This is a genomic window from Mesorhizobium sp. GW821-FHT07A06 (assembly GCF_059419085.1).
In genome coordinates this window covers 259,356-279,847 of sequence record NZ_JBWKRC010000002.1, presented here as the reverse complement: position 1 = coordinate 279,847, position 20,492 = coordinate 259,356, and the positions used below count along the sequence as shown (strand labels likewise).

Sequence of the window (20,492 nt, the reverse complement as noted above, 5' to 3'; positions counted from 1 at the left end):
TATCGGGTCGCGCCGCACCTGCGGCGTGTCGCAAACAGGCGGTAGCGCCGTGCCTGTCGTCTGCATATTGTGCGCCGATCAAACGGGCGCCGAAGCTGCCCGCATTAGCATCTGGAGTCGCGGGCAATGGCAGAGTTTCCGAAAAAGGCGAAGGTCGTCATCATTGGCCTCGGCGGTATTGTCGGCGCGTCGATCGCCCATCACCTGATCGAGCGTGGCTGGACAGATATTGTCGGCATCGACAAATCGGGCATCCCGACCGACATCGGTTCGACCGCGCACGCTTCCGATTTCTGCTACACCACCAGCCATGATTTCCTGTCCTGCTGGACCACGCTTTACTCCATCGATTTCTACGAGAAGATGGGCCACTACGCCCGCATCGGCGGCCTTGAAGTGGCCCGTGTCGGCGACGACGGCCGCATGGACGAGATCAAGCGCAAGATCGCGTCGGCGAAAGCGTTCGGCACACGCGCCCGTCTGATCGAACCGGCCGAGATCAAGGAAAAGTTCCCGCTGATCGAACAGGAGATGGTCCAGGGCGGCCTCTGGGATCCGGACGCCGGCCTCGTCATTCCGCGCTCGCAGACCGTTGCCGGCAAGCTGGTCGACCAGGCGGAGGCGTCGGGCAAGCTGAAATCCTTCGCCAACACGCCGGCCAAGTCGCTCGTGGTCAAGGACGGCCGCATCAGCGCCGTGGTGACAGACCGCGGCACCATCGAGGCCGACTATGTCATCGTCTGTGCCGGCATCTGGGGCAGGCTGATCGCGGAAATGGTCGGCGAGGACCTGCCGGTCATGCCGATCGACCATCCGCTGACCTTCTTCGGGCCGTACAATGAGTTCGCCGGCACCGGCAAGGAGATCGGCTGGCCGCTGCTGCGCGACCAGGGCAACTCGGCCTATATGCGTGACACCGGCGATCCCAAGACCGCCGAAGGCGGGCAGATCGAATGGGGCTACTACGAAGAGACCAACCCGCGCCTTTGTCATCCGCGCGACCTGCTGGAGAAGGACCAGGCCCGCCTTTCGCCGTCGCAGCGCGATCTCGACATGGAGCAGATCCTGGCGCCGCTTGAGCGCGCCATGGAGTTGACGCCGATCCTGGGCGAACTCGGCTACAATGAAAGCCATTCCTTCAACGGCCTGCTGCAGGTGACGGCCGATGGCGGCCCGTCGATGGGCGAGAGCCAGAAGGTGAGGGGCCTGTGGTATGCCGTCGCCATCTGGGTCAAGGACGGGCCCGGCATGGGCAAGCTGATAGCCGACTGGATGACCGACGGCCGCACCGCGGTCGATCATCACGCCATCGACTATGCGCGCTTCTATCCGCACCAGACCAAGGAGCAGTTCATCTGGGACCGTTGCACCGAGACGGCGATGAAGGTCTACAATCCCGCGGTGCATCCGCGCGAACCGTTCTCCAAGGGCCGCAACATCAGGCGTTCGCCGTTCTGGGAGCGCGAGAAGGAACTCGGCGGCTACTTCATGGAACTGGGCGGCTGGGAGCGCGCCCATGGCTATGCCGCCAACGAGCATCTTCTCGAGAAGTACGGCAACCGGGTGCCGGTGCGCGAGAACGAGTGGGACAACCGCCATTTCTGGCGCGTCTCGAACGCCGAGCATCTGGCGATGAGCGAGGATTGCGGCATCGTCAATCTCTCGCATTTCTCCATGTATGACGTCGAAGGGCCCGACCATGTCGCGCTGCTGGAATGGCTGTGCGCGGCCAAGATCGGCGGCGACAACAACATCGGCAAGGGCATCTATACCCACTTCCTCGACGAGGAAGGCATGGTGCGCGCCGACTTCACCGTCATCCGCATGGCCGATCGCTGCCGTTTGATCGACGGCGCCGACGCCGGCCCGCGCGACTTCCGCTACATGCAGCGGACCGCGCAGGACAAGGGTTTTGACGTCACCATCACCGATGTGACGGAAAAGTACGTCACCATCGGCATCTGGGGGCCGAATGCCCGCGCGACCCTGCAGAAGGTGGTCGAGACTCCGGACGGGCTCTCCGTCGAAAACTTCCCCTTCGCCGCGATCAAGCCGATCCGGATCGGCGGCAAGGATGTCACCGCTTTCCGCATCTCCTATGTCGGCGAGCAGGGTTGGGAACTGCACATGCGCTATGAGGACGGGCTGGCCGTCTGGGACGCGCTGCGCACGACCGGCGTCATGCCGTTCGGCGTCGAGACCTATGCCAATACGCGCCGCATGGAAAAGAGCCTGCGGCTGCAGAACGCCGACCTTCTGACCGAGTACAATCTGCTCGAAGCCGATCTCGCGCGCCCGAAGGTCAAGGAGAATGATTTCTGCGGCAAGGCCAAGCACCTGGAGTATCGTGCCCGCGAACACCAGCCGGCGACTTTGTGCACGTTGGTGATGACCGAAAACACCGATTCGAAAGGCGTGGCGCGCTATCCCGTGGGCATCATGCCGGTGCTCGATCCCGCTACCGGCGAGACGCTGGTCGACGAACTCGGCCGCCGCTCCTTCACCACATCGGTCGCCTATGGCCCGACCATCGGCAAGAACATCGCGCTCGCCTACCTGCCGCATTCGTATGCGCAGGAAGGCCGCAAGCTCAAGGTGGAATATTTTGGCGAGACCTACCCGGTCGAAGTCGCCGGCGTTGGCTACAAGCCACTCTACGATCCGGAGAACCTCAAGCCGCGCAGTTGATCGGCTGATCGAGAGAAAGACCGATCGCAAAAGCCTGGCCTTTGGCCGGGCTTTTGTCTTTTTAACAGCGCCGTTTTGGCTTACCCTTCCGGCATGTCTGCTTTCCCGTACGCAAGACATCTCATTTCCGGCTGCGCCGCGCTGGCGCTGATGCTCTGGCCGGCCCGGGGATCCCGCGCGGACGAGCCGGTCGATGTGGAGCTGGTGCTGGCGGTGGATGTCTCGCTGTCCATGTCGGCCGATGAGCTCGAGATCCAGCGTCACGGCTACGCGGCGGCCCTGACGCATGACAATGTGCTGCAGGCAATCGCCGATGGCGCCTATGGCAAGATCGCCGTCACCTATGTGGAATGGGCCGGCACCACATGGCAACGCGTCATCGTGCCGTGGACTGTCATCGCCAACCGCGCCGATGCCGAGCGAGTGGTGGCGCAATTGTCCGCCCAGCCGCCCAACAGCGCGCGCCGCACCTCGATATCCGGCGCGCTGGAGTTCGGCAGCGATCTTTTCGCCGAAAGCGGCTACCAGGGAACAAAGCGGGTCATCGATATTTCGGGCGACGGTCCCAACAATCAGGGTGCACCGGTCAATCTCACCCGCGACGGTGTGGTCAGGCAAGGCATCGTCATCAACGGCCTGCCGCTGATGACCCGAGGCGGATTTTCGGGCGCCTATGACGTCAGTGATCTCGACCGTTACTACAGCGACTGCGTCATAGGCGGCCCCGGTGCCTTCATGATCCCGGTCAACGACTGGACGCAATTTCCCGAAGCCATCCGTCGCAAGCTGGTGCTGGAACTCGCCGGTCCGGCGTCACCGCAATGGGCGGCGGAGGAGGCGGACCATCCGCCAGTGGTGCTGGCGCAGGACAAGCCAGCCGCCGACTGCCAGATCGGCGAGAAAATGTGGCGCAACCGCAGCTGGATGCTGGACAGCCGCTAGGCCTGGGCAACGGCGCGGCAAGCATTGGCAAAACGGCCGCGCCGCGCTATCCAGCAAGTGGGGGCCGCGGTCGAAACCGAGGAAGATCAGATGAAACGTCTAGCCATCCTGACAGCTGTCGCGTCCGTGCTTTTTGCCGGCGGCGCCAGCGCCCAGTACAATGACCAGCCCGCCTGCGTCATGTTCGAGCATGTGAATTTTCGCGGGCGGTCGATCGAAATGGGCCCCGACGATTCGGTGAATTTTCGTCGTGGCCAGTTCTGGAACGACCGCGTGTCGTCGGTGTTCGTTCGCCGGGGCTGCACACTTGTGGCCTATGAGGATACGAATATGGGAGGTCAATCGATCGAGATCAGGCGCAGGGCCCGCGAGTTGGGCGGCGACTGGAACGATCGCATCTCGTCGGCCGAGTGCTATTGCGACGGCTATTGAGAGCGGCAGGGCTTCAGCCCTGTCGAGCGTTGGCAAAACAGGGCGTGCCTGCCGGCAGGCCGCCAAACACGTTCCTGTTGATTGACAAGCCGATTGGCGTCAGTGAACAATTCCCCGCAGAGAAACAAAAGGGGAACTCATATGAGCAGGATCACCATTTTTGCCGCCACTTTGACGCTTGCCGCCGTTCTCTCCGCGCCGGTGATGGCCGCTACATCGGTCACCATCGGCATCAGCGGCTGGACCGGCTTCGCACCGCTGACGCTTGCCAAGCAGGCGGGCCTCTTTGAGAAACACGGTCTCGACGTGACCTTGAAGAAGGTGCCGCAAGCGAGCCGGCCGCTTGCCATCGCCAGCGGCGACCTGCAATGCGCCGCCACCACGGTCGAAACCTGGCTGGTGTGGAACGCCAGCGGGGTGACCACCAAGCAGATCTTCCAGCTCGACAAATCCTATGGCGCGGACGGCATTGTCGTGCGCAACGACATCAAGACCGTCGCCGATCTCAAGGGCAAGAACGTCGCCTCCTCGGCGCCGGGCACGTCGCCCTATTTCCTGCTCGCCTGGGTGCTGAACAAGAACGGCATGTCGACCAAGGACGTGACGGTCGTCAATCTGGAGCCGGACGCGGCGGCGCAGGCCTTCCTTGCCGGCCAGAACGATGCGGCGGTCACCTATGAGCCGTTCATCTCGGCCGTGCGCGACAAGGCCGACCAGGGCCACATACTGGCGACCACGCTCGACTACCCGATGGTGCTCGACACGGTCGGCTGCACGCCCGAATTCCTCAAGGCCAATCCCGACGCCGCCAAGGCGCTCGCCGACAGCTATTTCGACGCGCTCGACCTGATCAAGAGCGACCCGCAGAAATCCTACGAGATCATGGGCGCCGACGTGAAGCAGTCCGCCAAGGAATTCGAGGATTCGGCGAAGTACCTGAAATGGGCAGACAAGGCCGAAAACAAGCAGTTTTTCACCAAGGAATTCCAGGATTTTTCCAAGACCGCCGGCGAGCTGCTGCTGCAGATGGGGCTGATCAAGGAGGCCCCTGATGTCGCTACGCTGGCCGATACCAGCGCGGTGGCGAACTGATCTTTTCGGCCTTTGCCCCATCACGGCGGCGCCTGGCGCCGCCGTTCTCTCCTCGGCACGTGACAATTTGAAGATGGGGACGATGTGAAGATGCGGCCGTTGCATCCAGTTTCGCCGGGCCTGCGAACCGTGCTCGGCGTTTCCTTCTTCGTGCTGTTCATCGCGTTCTGGGCCTGGATCACGCTTGGCGGTCACGTCAACCGGATTTTCCTCGCCGATCCGCTGTCGATGCTCCGGGACGGCTGGCGGCTGCTTGTCGAGGACCGTTTCTGGCTCGACATACTGATCACCATCTGGCGGGTCTTTGGCGGTTTTGTGCTGGCGTCGGTCGTAGCCGTGCCGCTCGGCATCGCCATGGGGGCATGGAAGCCCGTGGAAGCCTTCCTGGAGCCGTTTGTCTCCTTTGCCCGCTATCTGCCGGCCTCGGCCTTCATTCCGCTGCTCATCCTGTGGGCCGGCATTGGTGAGCTGGAAAAGCTGCTGGTCATCTTCGTCGGCTCGGTGTTCCAGATCATCCTGATCATCGCCGTCAAGGTGGGGTCGACGCGGCGCGACCTTGTCGAGGCCGCCTATACGCTTGGCTCGACGAACAACAGCATCGTCAGACGGGTGATCATGCCGGCCAATGCGCCGGAAATCGCCGAGACGCTGCGGCTGGTGCTCGGCTGGGCGTGGACCTATGTCATCGTCGCCGAACTGATCGGCTCGTCCTCCGGTATCGGCTACATGATCATCAACAGCCAGTCGCGCCTGGCGACCGGGCAGATCATTTTCGGCATCATCGTCATTGGGCTGATCGGGCTGTTGTCCGATTTCGCCTTCAAGGCGTTCAACCGCTGGCTCTTTCCATGGAGCCTGGCGTGAGCAAGCTTCTCATAGAGGGCGTTTCGCGCACCTTTGCCGGCGTGCGCGGCGGACAGCCGGTCAAGGCTCTGATGCCGATCGACCTGGCGGTCGCCGCCAATGACTTCATCACCATCCTTGGTCCGTCCGGCTGCGGAAAATCGACACTGCTCAGGATCGTCGCCGGCCTCGAGGCGCCTAGCGAGGGCCGCGTGCTGCTCCACGGCAAGGCGGTGGCCCGGCCGGGGCCGGATCGCGGCATGGTCTTCCAGTCCTACACATTGTTTCCGTGGCTGACGGTCGCCGAAAACATCGCCTTTGGCCTGCGCGAACGCGGCATGGCTGAAAAGGAGCGGGACGGAGTGGTTGCGTCCTATGTCGATCTCGTCGGCCTGAAGGGGTTCGAGAACCATTGGCCGAAGCAGCTCTCCGGCGGCATGCAGCAGCGCACGGCGATCGCCCGCGCGCTTGCCAACGATCCGGAGATACTGCTGCTGGACGAGCCGTTCGGAGCGCTGGACAACCAGACACGCGGGCTGATGCAGGAGCTCCTGCTCGGCATATGGGAGCGGCGCAAGAAGACGGTGCTGTTTGTCACGCATGACATCGAGGAGGCGATCTTCATGGCCTCGCGCGTCATCGTGATGACGGCGCGGCCAGGCCGCATCAAGTCGGATGTCGCCATCGACCTGCCGCATCCACGCCATTACACGCTCAAGACCAGTCCGGAGTTCTCGGCGCTGAAGGCGCGGCTGACCGAGGACATCCGCGTCGAGGCGATGCGGACGGCGCAGGGCCAGCCGGCGAAGGCTTGACCCGGTCAGGCCGCCAGCAGCTGCTTGCGGTCGACGCGCTCCTGCTGCGGCGAGCGGGCGTAGAGCTCGCGGTAGCATTTAGAGAAGTGCGAGGCCGAGACGAAGCCACAGGCGACCGCCACCTCGACCACCGGCAACGAGGACTGGATCAACAGGTGCCTGGCGCGGTCGAGTCGGATTTCCAGGTAGTAGCGGGCAGGGGAGCGGCCCATCTCGGTGCGAAACAGGCGTTCGATCTGGCGGCGCGACAGATCGACATGGTCGGCGATCTCGATCAGCGACAACGGCTCGGAGAGGTTCGCCTCCATCAATTCGATGATGGTCAGCACTTTCGAGTTCTGCACGCCAAGGCGAGCCCGCAGCGGCAGGCGCTGGCGGTCGGTCGGGCTGCGCACACGGTCGGTCAGCACCTGCTCGCAGACGCGATTGACGAGGCTCTCGTCGAAGTCGTCGCCGATCAGCTTCAGCATCATGTCGAGCGCGGCTGTGCCGCCGGCGCAAGTGTAGATGTTCTGATCGATCTCGAAGAGGTCGGCAAAGACATTGGCCTTCGGAAACGCCTCGGAGAAGCCCGGCAGGTTCTCCCAATGGATGGCGCAGCGCTTGTTGGACAGCAGGCCGGCGGCGGCGAGGATATGTGCCCCGGTGCACAGGCCGCCGACGGCGACGCCGCGATTGTACTCTTCGCGCAGCCAGGCGAAGGCCGACTTGTTCTGGTAACGCTCGACATTGATGCCGCTGCAGACGATGGCCATGTTGGGCCGATCGGGGCCGGCCATCTTCTTGCGCTCGTCCTCCAGCGAGGTGTTGACCGCGCATTCGACGCCGTTCGAGGCACGCACCGGCTTGCCATCGATGCTGGCGAGGCGCCAGCGATAGGCTTCGTAGCCGAGCATGCGGTTGGCGGAGCGTAGCGGGTCGAGCGCGGTCGCAAAAGCGATCATGGTGAAATCGGGGATAAGGAAGAACACAAACGATCGCTTGATCGGATGCTTGACGGCGTTCACGGGAACCTCATCTGGCCATGACGCGAACAGGATGTCGCGAATAGCATAGCGACATCAGGAAAAATCATGCTTGTCAATCGGCTACGCCGCCTAGGCAAGATTAAATTTGCGACATGGGTCGCAAATGGGCAATTCCTTTGCGGCGGTGCCCCCGGGCGCGGCAGCAACTGTCCAAACGACAGGCAAAACGCGCAAAGACGAACAAAAACGCCGCCGTGGCCGGAGCCAGGCGGCGTTACAGTCTTGAAGCAGCGGCAGGGAAGCGCTGCCTGGAAAAATGTCAGGCGACGAAGCCGAGGCGCGCCGCAGCCATCGCGCCAGTCTGGCCAGGCATGGTGTTGGCAAGGCGCTGACGCTCGAGAGCGGTGGTCAGGTTCATTTCGCGGCGGGCAAAGAGGCGGGAAAAAAGCTTCATGATCATCTCCAATCGGTTGCTCAGACGGGTCGCCTTCGCTTGATGGAGTGGGGCAGCTCGTTTGCTGGCGCTGATATAGGCTTGTGTGAGCAAAAACTAAATCGCAAAAGCGAAGCGCTTGATATGAAATGCGACACCGAATGCGACAAATTTGGGCAAGCTGCCTGAAATTTGCGATTATTTACAGAGTGTTAGTTTGAAGTCCGCGCCGCTATGCGGCTTGCTCATATGCGCCATGCAGCGCTCGCATGGCTTCGAAACTCATTTGAATGCAAATAAGATAGAGAAGGCCTGCCGGGCTGGGTCCGCGCGGCAGGCCTTCAGCGCTTGATACACACGATCTACTTTGCTCCAGCCCAGGATCCGATGCCGTTGCGAATACCGGTCTTGGTGTCGGATGCCTCAGGCCAGCCGATATCCTTCTGCAGTTCGATCGGCAGGGAACGGATGGCGCGTTCGGTCTGGTAGCGGGCGCGGGCCGCGCTGAATTCGGTCGCGATGCGGCCGAGGGACGACAGGATAGACATTTTCATTTCTCCTTGCGCGCCTGGCAGGGATGCCAGGGGCGACTGCTAAGTCAGGTTTGTTTCAGCTTCATTTCGTGTCGATTGCAGGTCTGTGTCGTGGTCGTTTCATGGCTGCTTGTGGCAGCATCCTCAATCGATGCAGTTGACTATGCCCCCGATCTGATGTTCAATCAAACGAAATGGAATGATGCTTTGTATCAGAAAAATTGAAGGCTGATCGCCATGAACGCCCCGCTTAATCATCCGCTGCCACTGCTCGATCTCGACGTTTTGCGCACTTTCGTGGCCATTGCCGAGACCGGCAGCTTCACCACCGCCGCCAATGCCGTCTTTCGTACACCCTCGGCGGTGTCGATGCAGATCAAGAAGCTGGAGGACATTCTTGGCCGCTCGGTGTTCGCGCGCGACGCCCGCTCGGTATCGCTGACCACGGACGGCGAGATGCTGCTCGGCTATGCCCGCCGGCTGCTGTCGATCAACCGCGAGGTGGTGTCGAAATTCATCATTCCCGAGATTGTCGGTGTGGTGCGGCTCGGCTCGCCGGATGATTATGGCGAGCGCGTGCTGCCGCATGTGCTGAAGCGCTTCGCGCAGTCGCACCCCTCGATCGCCGTCGATGTCACCATAGACCAGAGCAGCAATCTGCGCCGGCGCATGGACGACCGCGCGCTCGACATCACGCTTCTGACCAACTCCTACAAGACCAGCGCGCTCGGCGCCGAGGTGCTTTTGACCGAACCGATCGTGTGGGCCGGCGCCAAGGGCGGCTGCGCGCATCTGCGCGAACCGTTGCCGGTGTCGCTGTGGGAGGAGGGCTGCGCCTGGCGGGCCGGCGCGCTCGATGCGCTGGGGCGCGAGGGCCGCAATTATCGCGTCGCCTACATGAGCGCGCACACGGCTGGCCAGCGTGCCGCGATCATGGCCGACCTCGCGGTCGCGCCGTTGCCGCGATCATTCCTCGGCAACGACATGGTCGAACTCTGCCCGAAGGACGGCATGCCTGATATCGGCACCTACAATCTTGCCATGGTGGTGGCTCCGGACGCCAGCGCGCCTGTCAAGGCCGTCGCCGACCACATCCGTGCGACGTTCGAAGTGTTCCGGGAAACCGGCAAGTTCTGATCCGCCGCCGGATCGAAAGGACAAGCGTTACTCCGCCGCCTCGGCGGAGGGCGCCTCCAACCCTGTTTTCATGTCTTGCCTGACCGGTGAGCGGCTCTCGCTGAGGAACGCAACGATGTGCTGGCGAGCGCGTCGTGATTCCGGCATGTCGATCAGCGGCCAGACGTGGAACATGCCTTCCTCGTGGACGACATCGACCTCGACGCCGGCTGCCCGCGCCTTTTCGGCGAAGATCAGATTGTCTGGGGTCAAAAGATCACGCGAGCCCGTCAGCATCAGTGTTTTCGGCAGCACCGAGAGATCGCCGTAGACCGGGCTGATATGCCAGTCGCTGCGGTCCATGCCGGCACTGTACATCCGGATCGCCTCGAGACCGCCCGGGATGCCGAGCCAGGGGTCGTTGCGCTCCGCCTCGAACAGGTCGGGATTGGAAAGCGACATGTCGAGCCCGGGCGAAATCAGGACATGACGCGACGGCAAGGGCAGGGCCTCTTCGGCAGCCATCATGGTCAGCACTACGGCCATGTTGCCGCCGGCGGAATCGCCCATGAAGATGATGTCCTCCGGTTCCGTCTCGTCGAGCATCTGACGATAGACATCGCCGACCATGCCGAACATGGCGTGGAAATCGTGTTCCGGGGCGATGGGATAGATCGGCACGGTGATGCCGTAGCCCAGCCGGTCGGCCATCTCGGCGATCAGATGCCAGTGGTAGGGTGTGATTTCAAAGACATAGGCACCGCCATGCAGGTAGAGGATCCGCCTATGCTCTCCGGCTCTGGGGGCAATTTCGTAGACCGGGAAGCCGTCCACGGTGCGTGTCTCGATGTCGAAACGCTGGTGCAGCGAGGCCGGCGGATGGTGATCCTCGGTCTTGCGCGCGGCCGCGATCCAGCGCTGCAGGTTTTCAGGGCTGGAAAACGCCTTCTTGCGGCTGTGCCTGAGCACGAAGGAAACGACGTGGCTTTTCAAACTTGGCATGCGGATACACGAACTTCGGCTGCAGCCGACTAAGAGAATTCCCCCTCTCTTGCGAAGATCGTGCGTTGGCCAAGAATGTCAAGATTTACGCTGTGTCCACACGGCGGTGTGATGCGAGTTCCGTTGTCAGCGGCGCGGCAAAAGCGCCACGCGCAGCCGGTTGCTGGTCGGGGCCGGGGATGTGCGAGATCCCCGGCGCCTGCCGAGCAGTTTGCATTTGTCGGCGAAGGTCATCAGCGCTGCGTGCCCAGAAGCAGCGACGTGAGCGCGGCCTGCGGATCGCTCGGCGGCGAGGCCGGCCAGCCAATATCCTTCTGGACATGCGCCGGCAGGCTGTTCAGCGCACGGATCGCCTTGTTCCTGGCATGGGTCTGCCTGATGGTCACACCGAACCGGCCAAGATTTTCGAACATCGACATTTTCATCTCCCTTGAAGAACGGCCACGGCTGAGGATTGTCTTCGGCCGCCGTTCGATGCGGAGTAAATGCGCCTGCCATGTATCGGATGGATTTCACGAAAACAGCGTTTCGGTTTCCGGATCGGCTCGATCCGGAAACATTTGCATGCAAATGAGTTTGAGTTTCCGAGACGACCTGTGAATGTCGCTTCTATTCGCGGCCGCGTCGTGCCGCGTGGCCGTCGCGCGAGCGCCGCCGCGGGGTGGCGTCGCCGGCGACGCCATCCTCGCTGACCGTCTTGCGTGGCGGCAGTTTCACCGCCGCCGACAATTTCGGGAACGGATCGACCTTGTTGGGCAGCGCCATGGCGTAGACGAAATGCTCCTGGAATTTCGGCTCCAGGGCAGTCTCGATCTTCTCGATCTGGCTCACCGTCTCCTCGATCTCGCGGCGATAGCCGCGGTTCAAGAGCGCCATGCGCGCACCGGCGCCGGCGGCGTTGCCGACGGCCGAGACCTTGTCGAGGTCGCAATCGGGGATCAGGCCCAGCACCATGGCGTATTTCGGATCGATGAAGGAGCCGAAGGCGCCGGCGAAGTGGATGCGGTCGACATGCTCGGTGTTCTGCTTTTCCATCAGCAGCTTGGTGCCGGCGTAAAGGGCGGCCTTGGCGAGCTGGATGGCGCGCACGTCGGTCTGGGTGATGGTGATCTTTGGTTCGCCTTCCTTCAGCACGTAGGAGAAGGTTCGGCCGTTGGCGACGACCCGGGGCGAGCGCAGGCTGAGCGATCCGTCAACGACGCCATCCTCGGAAATAATGCCGGCGAGATACATCTCCGCCACGATCTCGATGATGCCGGAACCGCAAATGCCGGTAACGCCCGTTGCCTGTACGCTGTCGAGGAAGCCTGGCTCGTCGGACCACAGTTCGGAGCCGATGACGCGGTATTTGGGCTCCAGCGTTTCGGGGTCGATGCGCACGCGCTCGATGGCGCCGGGCGCGGCACGCTGCCCGCCGGAGATTTCGGCGCCTTCAAACGCCGGGCCCGTTGGCGAGGAGGCCGCGACTACGCGCGTGCGATTGCCAAGCACGATCTCGGCATTGGTGCCGACGTCAACGATCAGCATCATCTCGTCCTGGCGATGCGGACCTTCCGACAGCGTGACCGCCGCCGCGTCAGCGCCGACATGGCCGGCGATGCAAGGCAGCATATAGAGGCGCGCGCCCTGGTTGAGCTTCAGGCCGATATCGGAGGCCTTGATGCGCACCGCGCCCGAGACGGCGAGCGCGAAAGGCGCGCCGCCGAGTTCGGTCGGATCGATGCCGAGGAACAGATGGTGCATGATCGGATTGCCGACGAAGACGGAATCCAGGATGTCGTTGCGCTGGACATTGCCTTCCGCGCAGACCTTGTCGACGAGGCTGGAGATCGCCTCGCGCACGGCCACCGTCATGCCTTCGCGGCCATCCGGGTTCATCATCACATAGGAGACCCGGCTCATCAGATCCTCGCCGAAGCGGATCTGCGGGTTCGAGGTGCCGGACGAAGCGGCGACACGGCCCGACAGCAGCGACACCAGATGCATGGCGATGGTGGTCGAGCCGATGTCGCAGGCCAAACCATAGGCCTCGTTCTTGAGGCCCGGCCACAGCGCGATGACGCGTGCGATGTCGCTGTCGGCATCCTTGTGGATGGCGGCGGTGGCGGTCCAGTTGCCCTTGCGCAATATGCCCTGCACCTGCGGCAGCAGGTAGAAATCGAATTCGAGGTTTTTAAAGCCCCAATCCTTCATCAGCGCGATCTTCAGCCGGTCGAGGTCGCCGAGCGGCTTGTGCATGTCGGGCTCTTCGATCTCGACATAGCACATGCGGATCGCCGTATCGCGGGCGATCACCCTGGTATCGGCATCCTTGCGGATGGTCTGGGCATTGATGACGGTATCCTGCGGTACGTCGATGACGAGGTCGCCGAGGATCTGCGCCGAGCAGGACAGGCGGCGCCGTTCGGGCAGCCCGCGCACGCGCTCATAGCGCTCTTCCTTGGGTCCCTTGGCCGAAATGTGATCGTTGGAGGAGACGATCTTGTGCTTGGCGAAATTGCCTTCCTGCACCTCGATCTGGCAGCGCCCGCACGTGGCGCGGCCGCCGCATACGCTTTCGACATAGACGCCGAGCTGGCGCGCGGCATCCAGCACCGGCGTGCCGACGGGAAACCGGCCGCGCTTGCCCGACGGCATGAACAGCACGAGCGGATCGGTGATGTTGGCGGGAGAATTCATGCTTGCACGTGTCTCGGTAAGAATTGTCGATACCGTTTAACGGATCGTCTCAGGATTGGGCGGAATGTCTGATGGTCCAGAGACCGATCATGTCGGATCTCCTGCTTGCCGGCATATTCACCGCCTTCACCATGGTGCGGCTGCTCAAGGGCCCATGGCCGCGCATTTCGCAATGCCTGGCCACCGGATTCACAGGCGGCGTGACCGGTATATTCGGATCGTGGACGGGAATTACGTTGTTCGACGCCATACCGGGCATCGCCTGAACGCAAAGCAGACGCGTCCGACCGCATCAATGATGCGATCGGTTCAGCGTGGTTTGCAGTTCGGTTCACGATTGCGCGCTTATCCCCTGGCCATCCGGGCTTCACGGCCACCGCGCCGGCGTCCGCCATTGCCGCCGCCTTCGCCGGGAGCATTGACCTGCGTCGGCGCCGCAACCGCCTGGCCGCCTTCGGCGGGCTTGTAGTCCTTGTAGGTCCTGATCCAGTTGGTGCAGTTCTCGTCGGTGCCGTTCAACACATTGGCGCCGCGCACGGCTTCCATTTCCTGCGGTCGCACCGGGTTCATGATCGCCGAGGTCATGCCGGCGCCGATCACCATCGGGATGAAGGCGGCGTTGATGCCATGGCGATGCGGCAGGCCGAAGGAGATGTTGGACAGGCCGCAGGTGGTGTTGACCTTGAGCTCTTCGCGCAGGCGGCGCAGCAGCGCGAAGACCTGGCGGCCGGCATCGCCCAGCGCGCCGATCGGCATGACCAGCGGGTCGACGACGACGTCGTGCGCCGGGATGCCGAAATCGGCGCAGCGCTGCACGATCTTCTTGGCGACGGCGAAGCGCACGTCCGGATCCATCGAAATGCCGGTCTCGTCATTGGAGATGGCGACGACCGGGACGTTGTATTTCTTGATCAAAGGCAGGATGGCCTCGAGCTTTTCCTCCTCGCCGGTGACGGAATTGACCAGCGGGCGGCCCTTGGCGACCTTGAGTGCCGCCTCGATCGCGGCAGTGACCGAGCTGTCGATCGACAGCGGGAGGTCGACGAGACCCTGCACGATCTCCAGCGTCTGCACCAGCAGCGCCGGCTCGGTCGCATTGGGGTCGACCGCGGTGACGCCGGCATTGACGTCGAGCATGGTGGCGCCGCAGGCGGCCTGCTCCAGCGCGTCCTTGATGACGGTCTCGAAATTGCCGGCCACCATCTCGGCGGCGAGCTTCTTGCGGCCGGTCGGATTGATGCGCTCGCCAATCACGCAGAAGGGCTGGTCGAAGCCGATGATGATTTCTCGTGTCGCCGAGGCAACGATGGTCCGGGTCATGAAATCTCTCCGTCGTGATATAAAGATTTCTTTATATCGTTATCTCTTTTCGATCAAGCGAATGCTCGTGCTCCGTGCAGGATCAGTGCGCGGTCTTCACCATATCCACCTGGGTTTCGGTAATCTCGTCATGCAGGATGTGGTCCAGCCGATCGGCAACCATCTGGTCGTCGCGACGGATTTCGCGCTTCCAGGGCTGGCGGCCCTTGAGCACGCCGGATTCATCGACGATCTCGGCGACATATTCCTCCTGGCGGTAGGCCATCACATGGATGCCCGAAATACCGGGGATTTCCTTCACCTCGTTGATGATGTCGATGCAGAGCTGCTTGCCTTCCTTCTTCTGGTCCTGGGCACCCTCCAGCCGCTTGATGACGGCGTCCGGGATATGGATACCCGGCACGTTGGAGCGGATCCACTTGGCGGTCTTGGCCGAGGCCAGGGGGCCGACGCCGCACAGGACGAACACCTTCTCGGTATGGCCGAGGTCGCGCGCCTTCTGCATGAATGTCCTGAACATCGGCACGTCGAAACAATACTGCGTTTGCACGAACTGCGCCCCGGCGGCGATCTTCTTGCCAAGATGGATCGGGCGGAAATCGAAGGGCGGCGCGAACGGGTTGACGGCAGCGCCCAGGAAGACCTGCGGCGGCGTCGTCAGCTTGCGGCCGGACAGGAACTTGCCGTTGTCGCGCATGATGCGGACGGTTTCGAGCAGCGACATGGAATCGAGGTCGAACACCGGCTTGGCGCCGGGCTGGTCGCCGGCCTGCACGCCATCGCCGGTCAGGCACAGCATGTTGGCGACACCCATGGCGGCGCCGCCCAGCACGTCGCCCTGGATGGCGATGCGGTTCTTGTCGCGGCAGGCGATCTGCATGATCGGGGCATAGCCCATGCGGGTCAGAAGCGCGCAGATGCCGACCGAGGACATGTGGCAGTTGGCGCCCGAGGCATCGACGGCATTGATGGCGTCGACCCAGCCATCGAAAATCTTCGCCCTGTTGTAGACGTCCTCGGGATCGGCGCTGTCCGGGGGATTGAGCTCGGTCGTCACCGCGAATTCACCGCGCCGCAGCACGCGCTCCAGCCGGCCGCGGGACGAGTGGCCGGGCAGGGGATCGAGCGGCAAGTGAATGCCGGCCGGGTTTTCGTCGCGCTGGCGAGCGGTCATGCGGCGGCTCCGGTCTTTGGCGCGGCAGCGGCTTCACGGGCTGCCGCCGCCTGCGCGGTGACCCGCAGCCAGGCCGACGTTTCGCGCAACGACTGGTCGACCGGCTTCTGCACGGCCAGGATCTTGTCCGAGTTGACCATGTTCTGCGAACCTTCCCAGGCCTTGACCCAGACGCAGGGCATATCGGGCTCGACCTCGCAATTGCCGTTGGCACGCACGCCGCCGCAGGGACCGTTGCGCAGTTGCTTGGGGCAGTTCATCGGGCATGACATGCCGGTCGAGGACAGGATGCACTGGCCGCACATGCGGCAGTCGAACATAAAGCCTTTGACGCGCTTCTCGACGAATTTGATCGGGGCCTCGACGCGACCGTAGCCTATGCCCTTCCACAGGGGGTGCAGGAGCAGAAACATGTCGGCGAAACGGGAATAGAACCATTCGAGCAGGCGCGAATGCCGGATCGACCACAGCCTCACCGCGAAAGAACGCTGCACGCGCCGCTGCGGCGACACGTCGGCCGGCTTGTAGTCGGATTTCGGCGCTGCCTTCTTGACCAGGGTAGCCTGGGTAACCGCCGGGTTCGTCTCAGACATTTTCTTTCCCGCCCGCCTTGACCAGAGCGACGAGCCGCTCGCGGTCGTATTTCGCATCGAGCTCCTGAAAAGCCTTTTCGACCTCGGCTTCGAGGTCGTCGCCAACCGGGACCGGATCGGCCTTGCGCCATTCGGCCAGATAGTCGTCGGTGCCGCCGGCGCCGGTGCGCATGGCGCACATGTCAATGGCCTCGGTGAAGCGCAGCGGCAGCTCACGCTTGGCGTTCTGCCGGCCCTTCTTGACGATGACCTGGGCAGGGATGTCGCGCCAGTAGACGACGATAAGATCGGCCATGAATTCTCGCTCCTCGAACTATCGAGCATTGCCGCATGCGCAATGGGCCCGCTTGTTATGGGACGACGCGCGCGCATTCAAAAGCGACGCATTTCAATGTCGTAAAATGAAAGGTGTCTTTATTCGTTTGCGACGCGCACCGGCGGCAGGTTCGGCATGCCGAAAAAGCCGTCCTGCCTTATGCGGTGCCGGGCTGAAAAGACCCTACCAGATTCCGGTTCTGAGGCCGGTCCAGACGTAGAACCAGATCGTCGGGTGATACCATTGTTTCGAAGGCAGGCCCGGGTCGATCGTCGTGAGTTTTGCGGCCAGTGCATCGCGCACGGCCTCGACGCAGATGTCGCGCGAGAACGCCGCCTGGCGCAGTGCGTGAGTTGAGATGGTGTCGCCTTTTTTCGGTTTGCCGCGCGCCTGCCTCAGCACGCCGCCAGTGTCGACGCCAGCATCGACGAGATGGACAGTCGTGCCGAAATTCTGCGCGTCACCTGATACCAGAGCCCAATAGCCGCCATTCATGCCGCGATATTTTGGCGTGATGCCCGCATGGTAGTTGAGCACCGGGCAGGGCATCTTGCTCAGCATCCCGGCCGAAATCAGCCGGCAACCGTTCAGCAGCACGACGCCTGGCTGGATCTTCTGGATCGCCTGCAGGCACTCGGGCCCATTGGCCGAAGTCACGTGGATGATCTCCTGGCCCGGTCGCGGCTCGACCTGCAGTTTCTCCTCCGCGATCAATCGCGCGCCATGGCTGGCGAGAATCCGCTTGCCCAACCTGCTCAGCACCATCGTGCCAAGCTGGCCCATGGCCGAGATCCAGCCCTGGCGCCGAGCCCGGCCACGCAGCAATTGCTTTTTGGATTCAGGGATTTCGAGGATGACGCTGACAGGACCTACGCGATCGGCGATTGCGTTGATCATGGCCCAGACATGCTGGCCGCCGCCGGTCACGACGACGATCGGCGCGCTCGTTGCTCCCGATGAAGACATTGCCCGTTTTCCTGCCTTGCATGCGGCCGGCTGCCGCGTGCTGGCCGGATTTTGTGCCGGAAGGGGGTTAAATCTTGATGACCACGCTCAGCGCTTGAACTCGATGATGTCGAGCTTCGATTCGTAGTAGGGTGCGGGAAGTTCGATGCGCCATTCGCCGGCGCCGGTGCGGTAGGCATAGCCGACCTGGTCGGTCTGCGGGCCGCTGCCGTAAGGTTTGGCCCGATCGTTGTTGACGGAGGCGGAGCCGAGATAGATGGCGCGTTTCTCGTTGTCGTCGAAGAAGCGGCCTTGGGTTCGCTGGGACCCGCTGATCTTTTCCAGCCGCCAGCCGGAGCCGTCGTCGGTCACCTTGCACTTGAACCAGCCATAGATGACGAGCGGGCTCAACCCGCCTGCCTTGATGGTGCGGCACTTCCAATTGCCGGTCAGGTCCTTGTCGGAGAACGAGACCAGCGGCTTCGCCAGCAAGGCATCGAGCTTTTTGACCTCGGCCGGATTGCCCGCCTTCGCCTCGGCAAGCGCCGCCTTGCGCGTCTCGCCATACTTGTCGAGACGGGTCTTGTCGGCAGGCGTGATCAGCTTCTGCACCTCGCCGTCGGCAAGGGTTGGCAAGGTGCAGCAGAGCAGGCCGATGGCCGCAAGCAGTGGGCGAAGGATCATCTGGAACTCCCCGTGTCTCTAAAATGGCGTTTGAAAATGGCAGTTAATGTCCGGAGCGGCGCCTCTGCCGGCTGATGGCTGACTTTACCGGGTCGCTCGCGCCTGTCATCCGTGCTTAACAGCGTCACCGTCAAAAATCATGGTGGGGCGCATGCGAATCTTGCTCACGGGATCGTCGGGTTGGCTGGGCGGCACCCTGGCGCCGCGCTTGCGCGCGCTTGGTCATGAGGTGATTGGCCTCGACCCTGTTCCATCGGTCGAAACGCGGATGATCGGCTCGATCGCCGATCGTGACATGGTCATGCGGGCGGTCAGGGATAATGGTATCGAAGCCATCATCCACAGCGGCGCGCTGCACAAGCCCAACATAGAGAGCCGCGCCAACAGCGATTTCGTCGCCACCAATGTGCAGGGCACGCTCAACCTGCTCGACGCGGCGGTGGCGACCGGCGTCGAGCGCTTTGTGTTCACCTCGACAACATCGCTGATGATCTCGCAGGCGATACGCGACGGCTTCAAGGGTGGCGCGCGCAAGGCGGCGTGGCTAACCGAAGCGATGTCGCCGGAGCCGCGCAATATCTATGGCGTCACCAAGCTCTCGGCCGAACATCTTTGCCGCCTCTATCATCTTGAGCACGGCCTGCCGGTGGTCGTCCTGCGAACGGCCCGCTTCTTTCCCGAAGCCGATGACATGGCGCATGCGATCGAACAATCGGATGCCAACACCAAGGCGAACGAATTGCTGTTCCGGCGGTTGACGGTGGAAGATGCAGCCGAGGCCCATGTCGCCGCGCTGGAGAAGGCGCCACAGCTTGGCTTCGATGTTTTCATCGTCTGTGCGCCGACACCGTTCCAACCTGATGATTGCGCGGCATTGATCAGGGATGCGCCGTCGGTGGTCGCGCGGTATTTCCCGGACTTCGCGGCGCTCTACGCGCGCAAGGGCTGGACGATGTTTTCCTCCATCGACAGGGTCTATGACGCGTCGCGGGCGAGGGACAGGCTGGGTTTTGTCTGCAGGACGAGCTTTACCGATGTGCTGGCGGCGTTAAGGGCTGAGAACGGGCCAGGTTAGATTGCGCTCAGGTGACCTTCGCCGCCTGCGCCATTCCCGCGGTCAGGTCGCCATAACCGGTCGCGCGCCGCTCATAGGCGAGGCCAAGCAGGGCGGCGGCCTTTTCCGCGACCTTGTCGAGTTCGGGATCATCGGTCTGGGCGAGATAGATCAGCTTCTCGTAGTTGCCGAAATAGTCCTTGATCAGCTCAGGGTGCTTGTCGAGGCCCAGCGGCTTCATGAAGAAGGCATCGAACTGGCGGCAGAGGAAATCCGTCATGTAGAAGGACATCATGTCGTCGTCGGCAACCTTGGCATAGGCTTCCATGCCTTGATAGAAGGCGAAGCAATGCGGGCCGGCCATGCGCGCGACGCCATGCTTCTCGATGACGCGGTCGAGCAGGCCACCGGTGCCGCAATCGGCATAGCCGACGAAGATGTGCTCGTAACCCTCCGCCCTGGCCTTCCCGATCGCCTTGTCCATGGCGGGCGCGATACGGTCGGGATAGAAGTGAAACTCCGCCGGCAGGCAGGTCAGGTCAAGGTGATCCAGCCCGAGCTGTTCCTTGACGGCCAATACCTCGCGCGCAATCATTCCGCAGGCGATGACGAGCAGCCTGTCTGTCTGATTCGGTTTCGTTTTTTGCGTCTTGACCAAGTCGAGCCGGCTTTCGCTGCGGGGCTAATTTATCTGTCGAGGGAGACACCGTCCATGAAACTGCTGCGTATCGCGCCGATTGCCATTCTTGCCTGTGCCCTGGCCCTTACGGCCTGCGCCAACACCATTCGGGGCGTCGGCAAGGATGTCAAATCGACGGCTAGGGCTGTCAAAGACACTGTCGCCAACTGATCGGCGGCCTCGT

At 62.6% G+C, this 20,492-nt stretch carries 23 protein-coding genes; 10 read left to right on the top strand and 13 right to left on the bottom strand.

Translation table 11 applies throughout. From position 1 onward, the window contains the following. The first annotated feature begins 126 nt into the window (after positions 1-126). From AC07SZ_RS06815 to AC07SZ_RS06790, 6 genes are all read left to right on the top strand, one after another. Positions 127-2,688: a GcvT family protein gene (locus AC07SZ_RS06815; RefSeq protein WP_172373480.1), complete on the top strand. Its 2,562-nt coding sequence runs from the start codon at positions 127-129 to the stop codon at positions 2,686-2,688. Between the two features lie 93 nt (positions 2,689-2,781). Continuing rightward, positions 2,782-3,630, top strand: a complete 849-nt coding sequence (locus tag AC07SZ_RS06810) for a DUF1194 domain-containing protein (protein WP_056572595.1) — start codon at positions 2,782-2,784, stop codon at positions 3,628-3,630. Positions 3,631-3,720: 90 nt separating this feature from the next. After that, positions 3,721-4,062 carry a peptidase inhibitor family I36 protein gene (locus AC07SZ_RS06805; protein WP_172373488.1) on the top strand — a complete coding sequence of 114 codons (342 nt, stop codon included), beginning with the start codon at positions 3,721-3,723 and terminating at the stop codon, positions 4,060-4,062. A 141-nt stretch (positions 4,063-4,203) separates the two neighbouring features. Beyond that, positions 4,204-5,154 carry an ABC transporter substrate-binding protein gene (locus tag AC07SZ_RS06800; protein WP_494913798.1) on the top strand — a complete coding sequence of 317 codons (951 nt, stop codon included), beginning with the start codon at positions 4,204-4,206 and terminating at the stop codon, positions 5,152-5,154. A 90-nt stretch (positions 5,155-5,244) separates the two neighbouring features. Then, positions 5,245-6,018, top strand: coding sequence for an ABC transporter permease (locus AC07SZ_RS06795; protein ID WP_494913797.1), 774 nt, complete (start codon positions 5,245-5,247; stop codon positions 6,016-6,018). Beyond that, entirely contained in the window at positions 6,015-6,812 is a 798-nt protein-coding gene (locus AC07SZ_RS06790) for an ABC transporter ATP-binding protein (RefSeq protein ID WP_494913796.1), read from the top strand. The genes AC07SZ_RS06795 and AC07SZ_RS06790 overlap by 4 nt, the downstream gene beginning before the upstream one ends. 5 nt (positions 6,813-6,817) lie before the next feature. Here AC07SZ_RS06790 and AC07SZ_RS06785 read toward each other — a convergent pair whose 3' ends face one another. The 3 genes from AC07SZ_RS06785 to AC07SZ_RS06775 form a co-directional block, all read right to left on the bottom strand. Then, the gene (locus AC07SZ_RS06785; RefSeq protein ID WP_413814136.1) at positions 6,818-7,756 is read right to left on the bottom strand and encodes a GlxA family transcriptional regulator; all 939 of its coding nucleotides are present in this window, start codon (positions 7,754-7,756) and stop codon (positions 6,818-6,820) included. 343 nt (positions 7,757-8,099) lie between these two features. Next, complete coding sequence (locus tag AC07SZ_RS06780) at positions 8,100-8,234, bottom strand: hypothetical protein (RefSeq protein ID WP_081295128.1); 135 nt, start codon at positions 8,232-8,234, stop codon at positions 8,100-8,102. 341 nt (positions 8,235-8,575) lie between these two features. Continuing rightward, on the bottom strand, positions 8,576-8,761 hold the full coding sequence (locus tag AC07SZ_RS06775; protein WP_027061621.1) for a hypothetical protein: 186 nt from the start codon (positions 8,759-8,761) through the stop codon (positions 8,576-8,578). Between the two features lie 222 nt (positions 8,762-8,983). On the opposite strand from AC07SZ_RS06775, the gene AC07SZ_RS06770 reads away from it, so the two are divergent. Beyond that, positions 8,984-9,883 carry a LysR substrate-binding domain-containing protein gene (locus AC07SZ_RS06770; protein WP_027043894.1) on the top strand — a complete coding sequence of 300 codons (900 nt, stop codon included), beginning with the start codon at positions 8,984-8,986 and terminating at the stop codon, positions 9,881-9,883. A gap of 27 nt (positions 9,884-9,910) precedes the next feature. Here AC07SZ_RS06770 and AC07SZ_RS06765 read toward each other — a convergent pair whose 3' ends face one another. The 3 genes from AC07SZ_RS06765 to AC07SZ_RS06755 all read right to left on the bottom strand — a co-directional run bounded on the left by AC07SZ_RS06765 (position 9,911) and on the right by AC07SZ_RS06755 (position 13,543). After that, a complete protein-coding gene (locus AC07SZ_RS06765; RefSeq protein WP_494913795.1) occupies positions 9,911-10,864 on the bottom strand; it encodes an alpha/beta hydrolase in 954 nt (317 codons plus the stop codon). Between the two features lie 233 nt (positions 10,865-11,097). After that, positions 11,098-11,283 carry a hypothetical protein gene (locus AC07SZ_RS06760; protein WP_494913794.1) on the bottom strand — a complete coding sequence of 62 codons (186 nt, stop codon included), beginning with the start codon at positions 11,281-11,283 and terminating at the stop codon, positions 11,098-11,100. Between the two features lie 190 nt (positions 11,284-11,473). After that, a complete protein-coding gene (locus tag AC07SZ_RS06755; protein WP_494913793.1) occupies positions 11,474-13,543 on the bottom strand; it encodes an ASKHA domain-containing protein in 2,070 nt (689 codons plus the stop codon). A gap of 71 nt (positions 13,544-13,614) precedes the next feature. Between AC07SZ_RS06755 and AC07SZ_RS06750 the strand changes: the two genes are divergently transcribed. Next, on the top strand, positions 13,615-13,809 hold the full coding sequence (locus AC07SZ_RS06750; RefSeq protein WP_494913792.1) for a hypothetical protein: 195 nt from the start codon (positions 13,615-13,617) through the stop codon (positions 13,807-13,809). A 79-nt stretch (positions 13,810-13,888) separates the two neighbouring features. On the opposite strand, the gene AC07SZ_RS06745 is transcribed toward AC07SZ_RS06750, so the two are convergent. From AC07SZ_RS06745 to AC07SZ_RS06720, 6 genes are all read right to left on the bottom strand, one after another. Beyond that, positions 13,889-14,863, bottom strand: a complete 975-nt coding sequence (locus tag AC07SZ_RS06745) for a methyltetrahydrofolate cobalamin methyltransferase (protein WP_056572581.1) — start codon at positions 14,861-14,863, stop codon at positions 13,889-13,891. A gap of 82 nt (positions 14,864-14,945) precedes the next feature. Continuing rightward, a complete protein-coding gene (locus AC07SZ_RS06740) occupies positions 14,946-16,037 on the bottom strand; it encodes a methylenetetrahydrofolate reductase (RefSeq protein ID WP_056572579.1) in 1,092 nt (363 codons plus the stop codon). Continuing rightward, the gene (locus AC07SZ_RS06735) at positions 16,034-16,630 is read right to left on the bottom strand and encodes a methylenetetrahydrofolate reductase C-terminal domain-containing protein (RefSeq protein WP_056572577.1); all 597 of its coding nucleotides are present in this window, start codon (positions 16,628-16,630) and stop codon (positions 16,034-16,036) included. Before AC07SZ_RS06735 ends, AC07SZ_RS06740 begins: the two co-directional genes overlap by 4 nt. Beyond that, entirely contained in the window at positions 16,623-16,925 is a 303-nt protein-coding gene (locus AC07SZ_RS06730) for a virulence factor (protein ID WP_056572575.1), read from the bottom strand. The genes AC07SZ_RS06735 and AC07SZ_RS06730 overlap by 8 nt, the downstream gene beginning before the upstream one ends. 204 nt (positions 16,926-17,129) lie before the next feature. Further along, a complete protein-coding gene (locus AC07SZ_RS06725) occupies positions 17,130-17,912 on the bottom strand; it encodes a formyl transferase (protein WP_494913791.1) in 783 nt (260 codons plus the stop codon). An 87-nt stretch (positions 17,913-17,999) separates the two neighbouring features. Then, positions 18,000-18,575, bottom strand: a complete 576-nt coding sequence (locus tag AC07SZ_RS06720; RefSeq protein ID WP_494913790.1) for a DUF4893 domain-containing protein — start codon at positions 18,573-18,575, stop codon at positions 18,000-18,002. Between the two features lie 151 nt (positions 18,576-18,726). On the opposite strand from AC07SZ_RS06720, the gene AC07SZ_RS06715 reads away from it, so the two are divergent. After that, positions 18,727-19,650 (top strand): NAD-dependent epimerase/dehydratase family protein, encoded by a 924-nt coding sequence (locus tag AC07SZ_RS06715; protein ID WP_056572571.1) that lies wholly within the window; start codon positions 18,727-18,729, stop codon positions 19,648-19,650. A gap of 7 nt (positions 19,651-19,657) precedes the next feature. Here the strand turns inward: AC07SZ_RS06715 and AC07SZ_RS06710 are convergent, their stop codons facing one another. Beyond that, positions 19,658-20,287 (bottom strand): DUF1638 domain-containing protein, encoded by a 630-nt coding sequence (locus tag AC07SZ_RS06710; protein ID WP_494913789.1) that lies wholly within the window; start codon positions 20,285-20,287, stop codon positions 19,658-19,660. A 54-nt stretch (positions 20,288-20,341) separates the two neighbouring features. On the opposite strand from AC07SZ_RS06710, the gene AC07SZ_RS06705 reads away from it, so the two are divergent. Next, positions 20,342-20,479 (top strand): entericidin A/B family lipoprotein, encoded by a 138-nt coding sequence (locus AC07SZ_RS06705; protein ID WP_019858698.1) that lies wholly within the window; start codon positions 20,342-20,344, stop codon positions 20,477-20,479. The last annotated feature ends 13 nt before the right edge of the window (positions 20,480-20,492 follow it).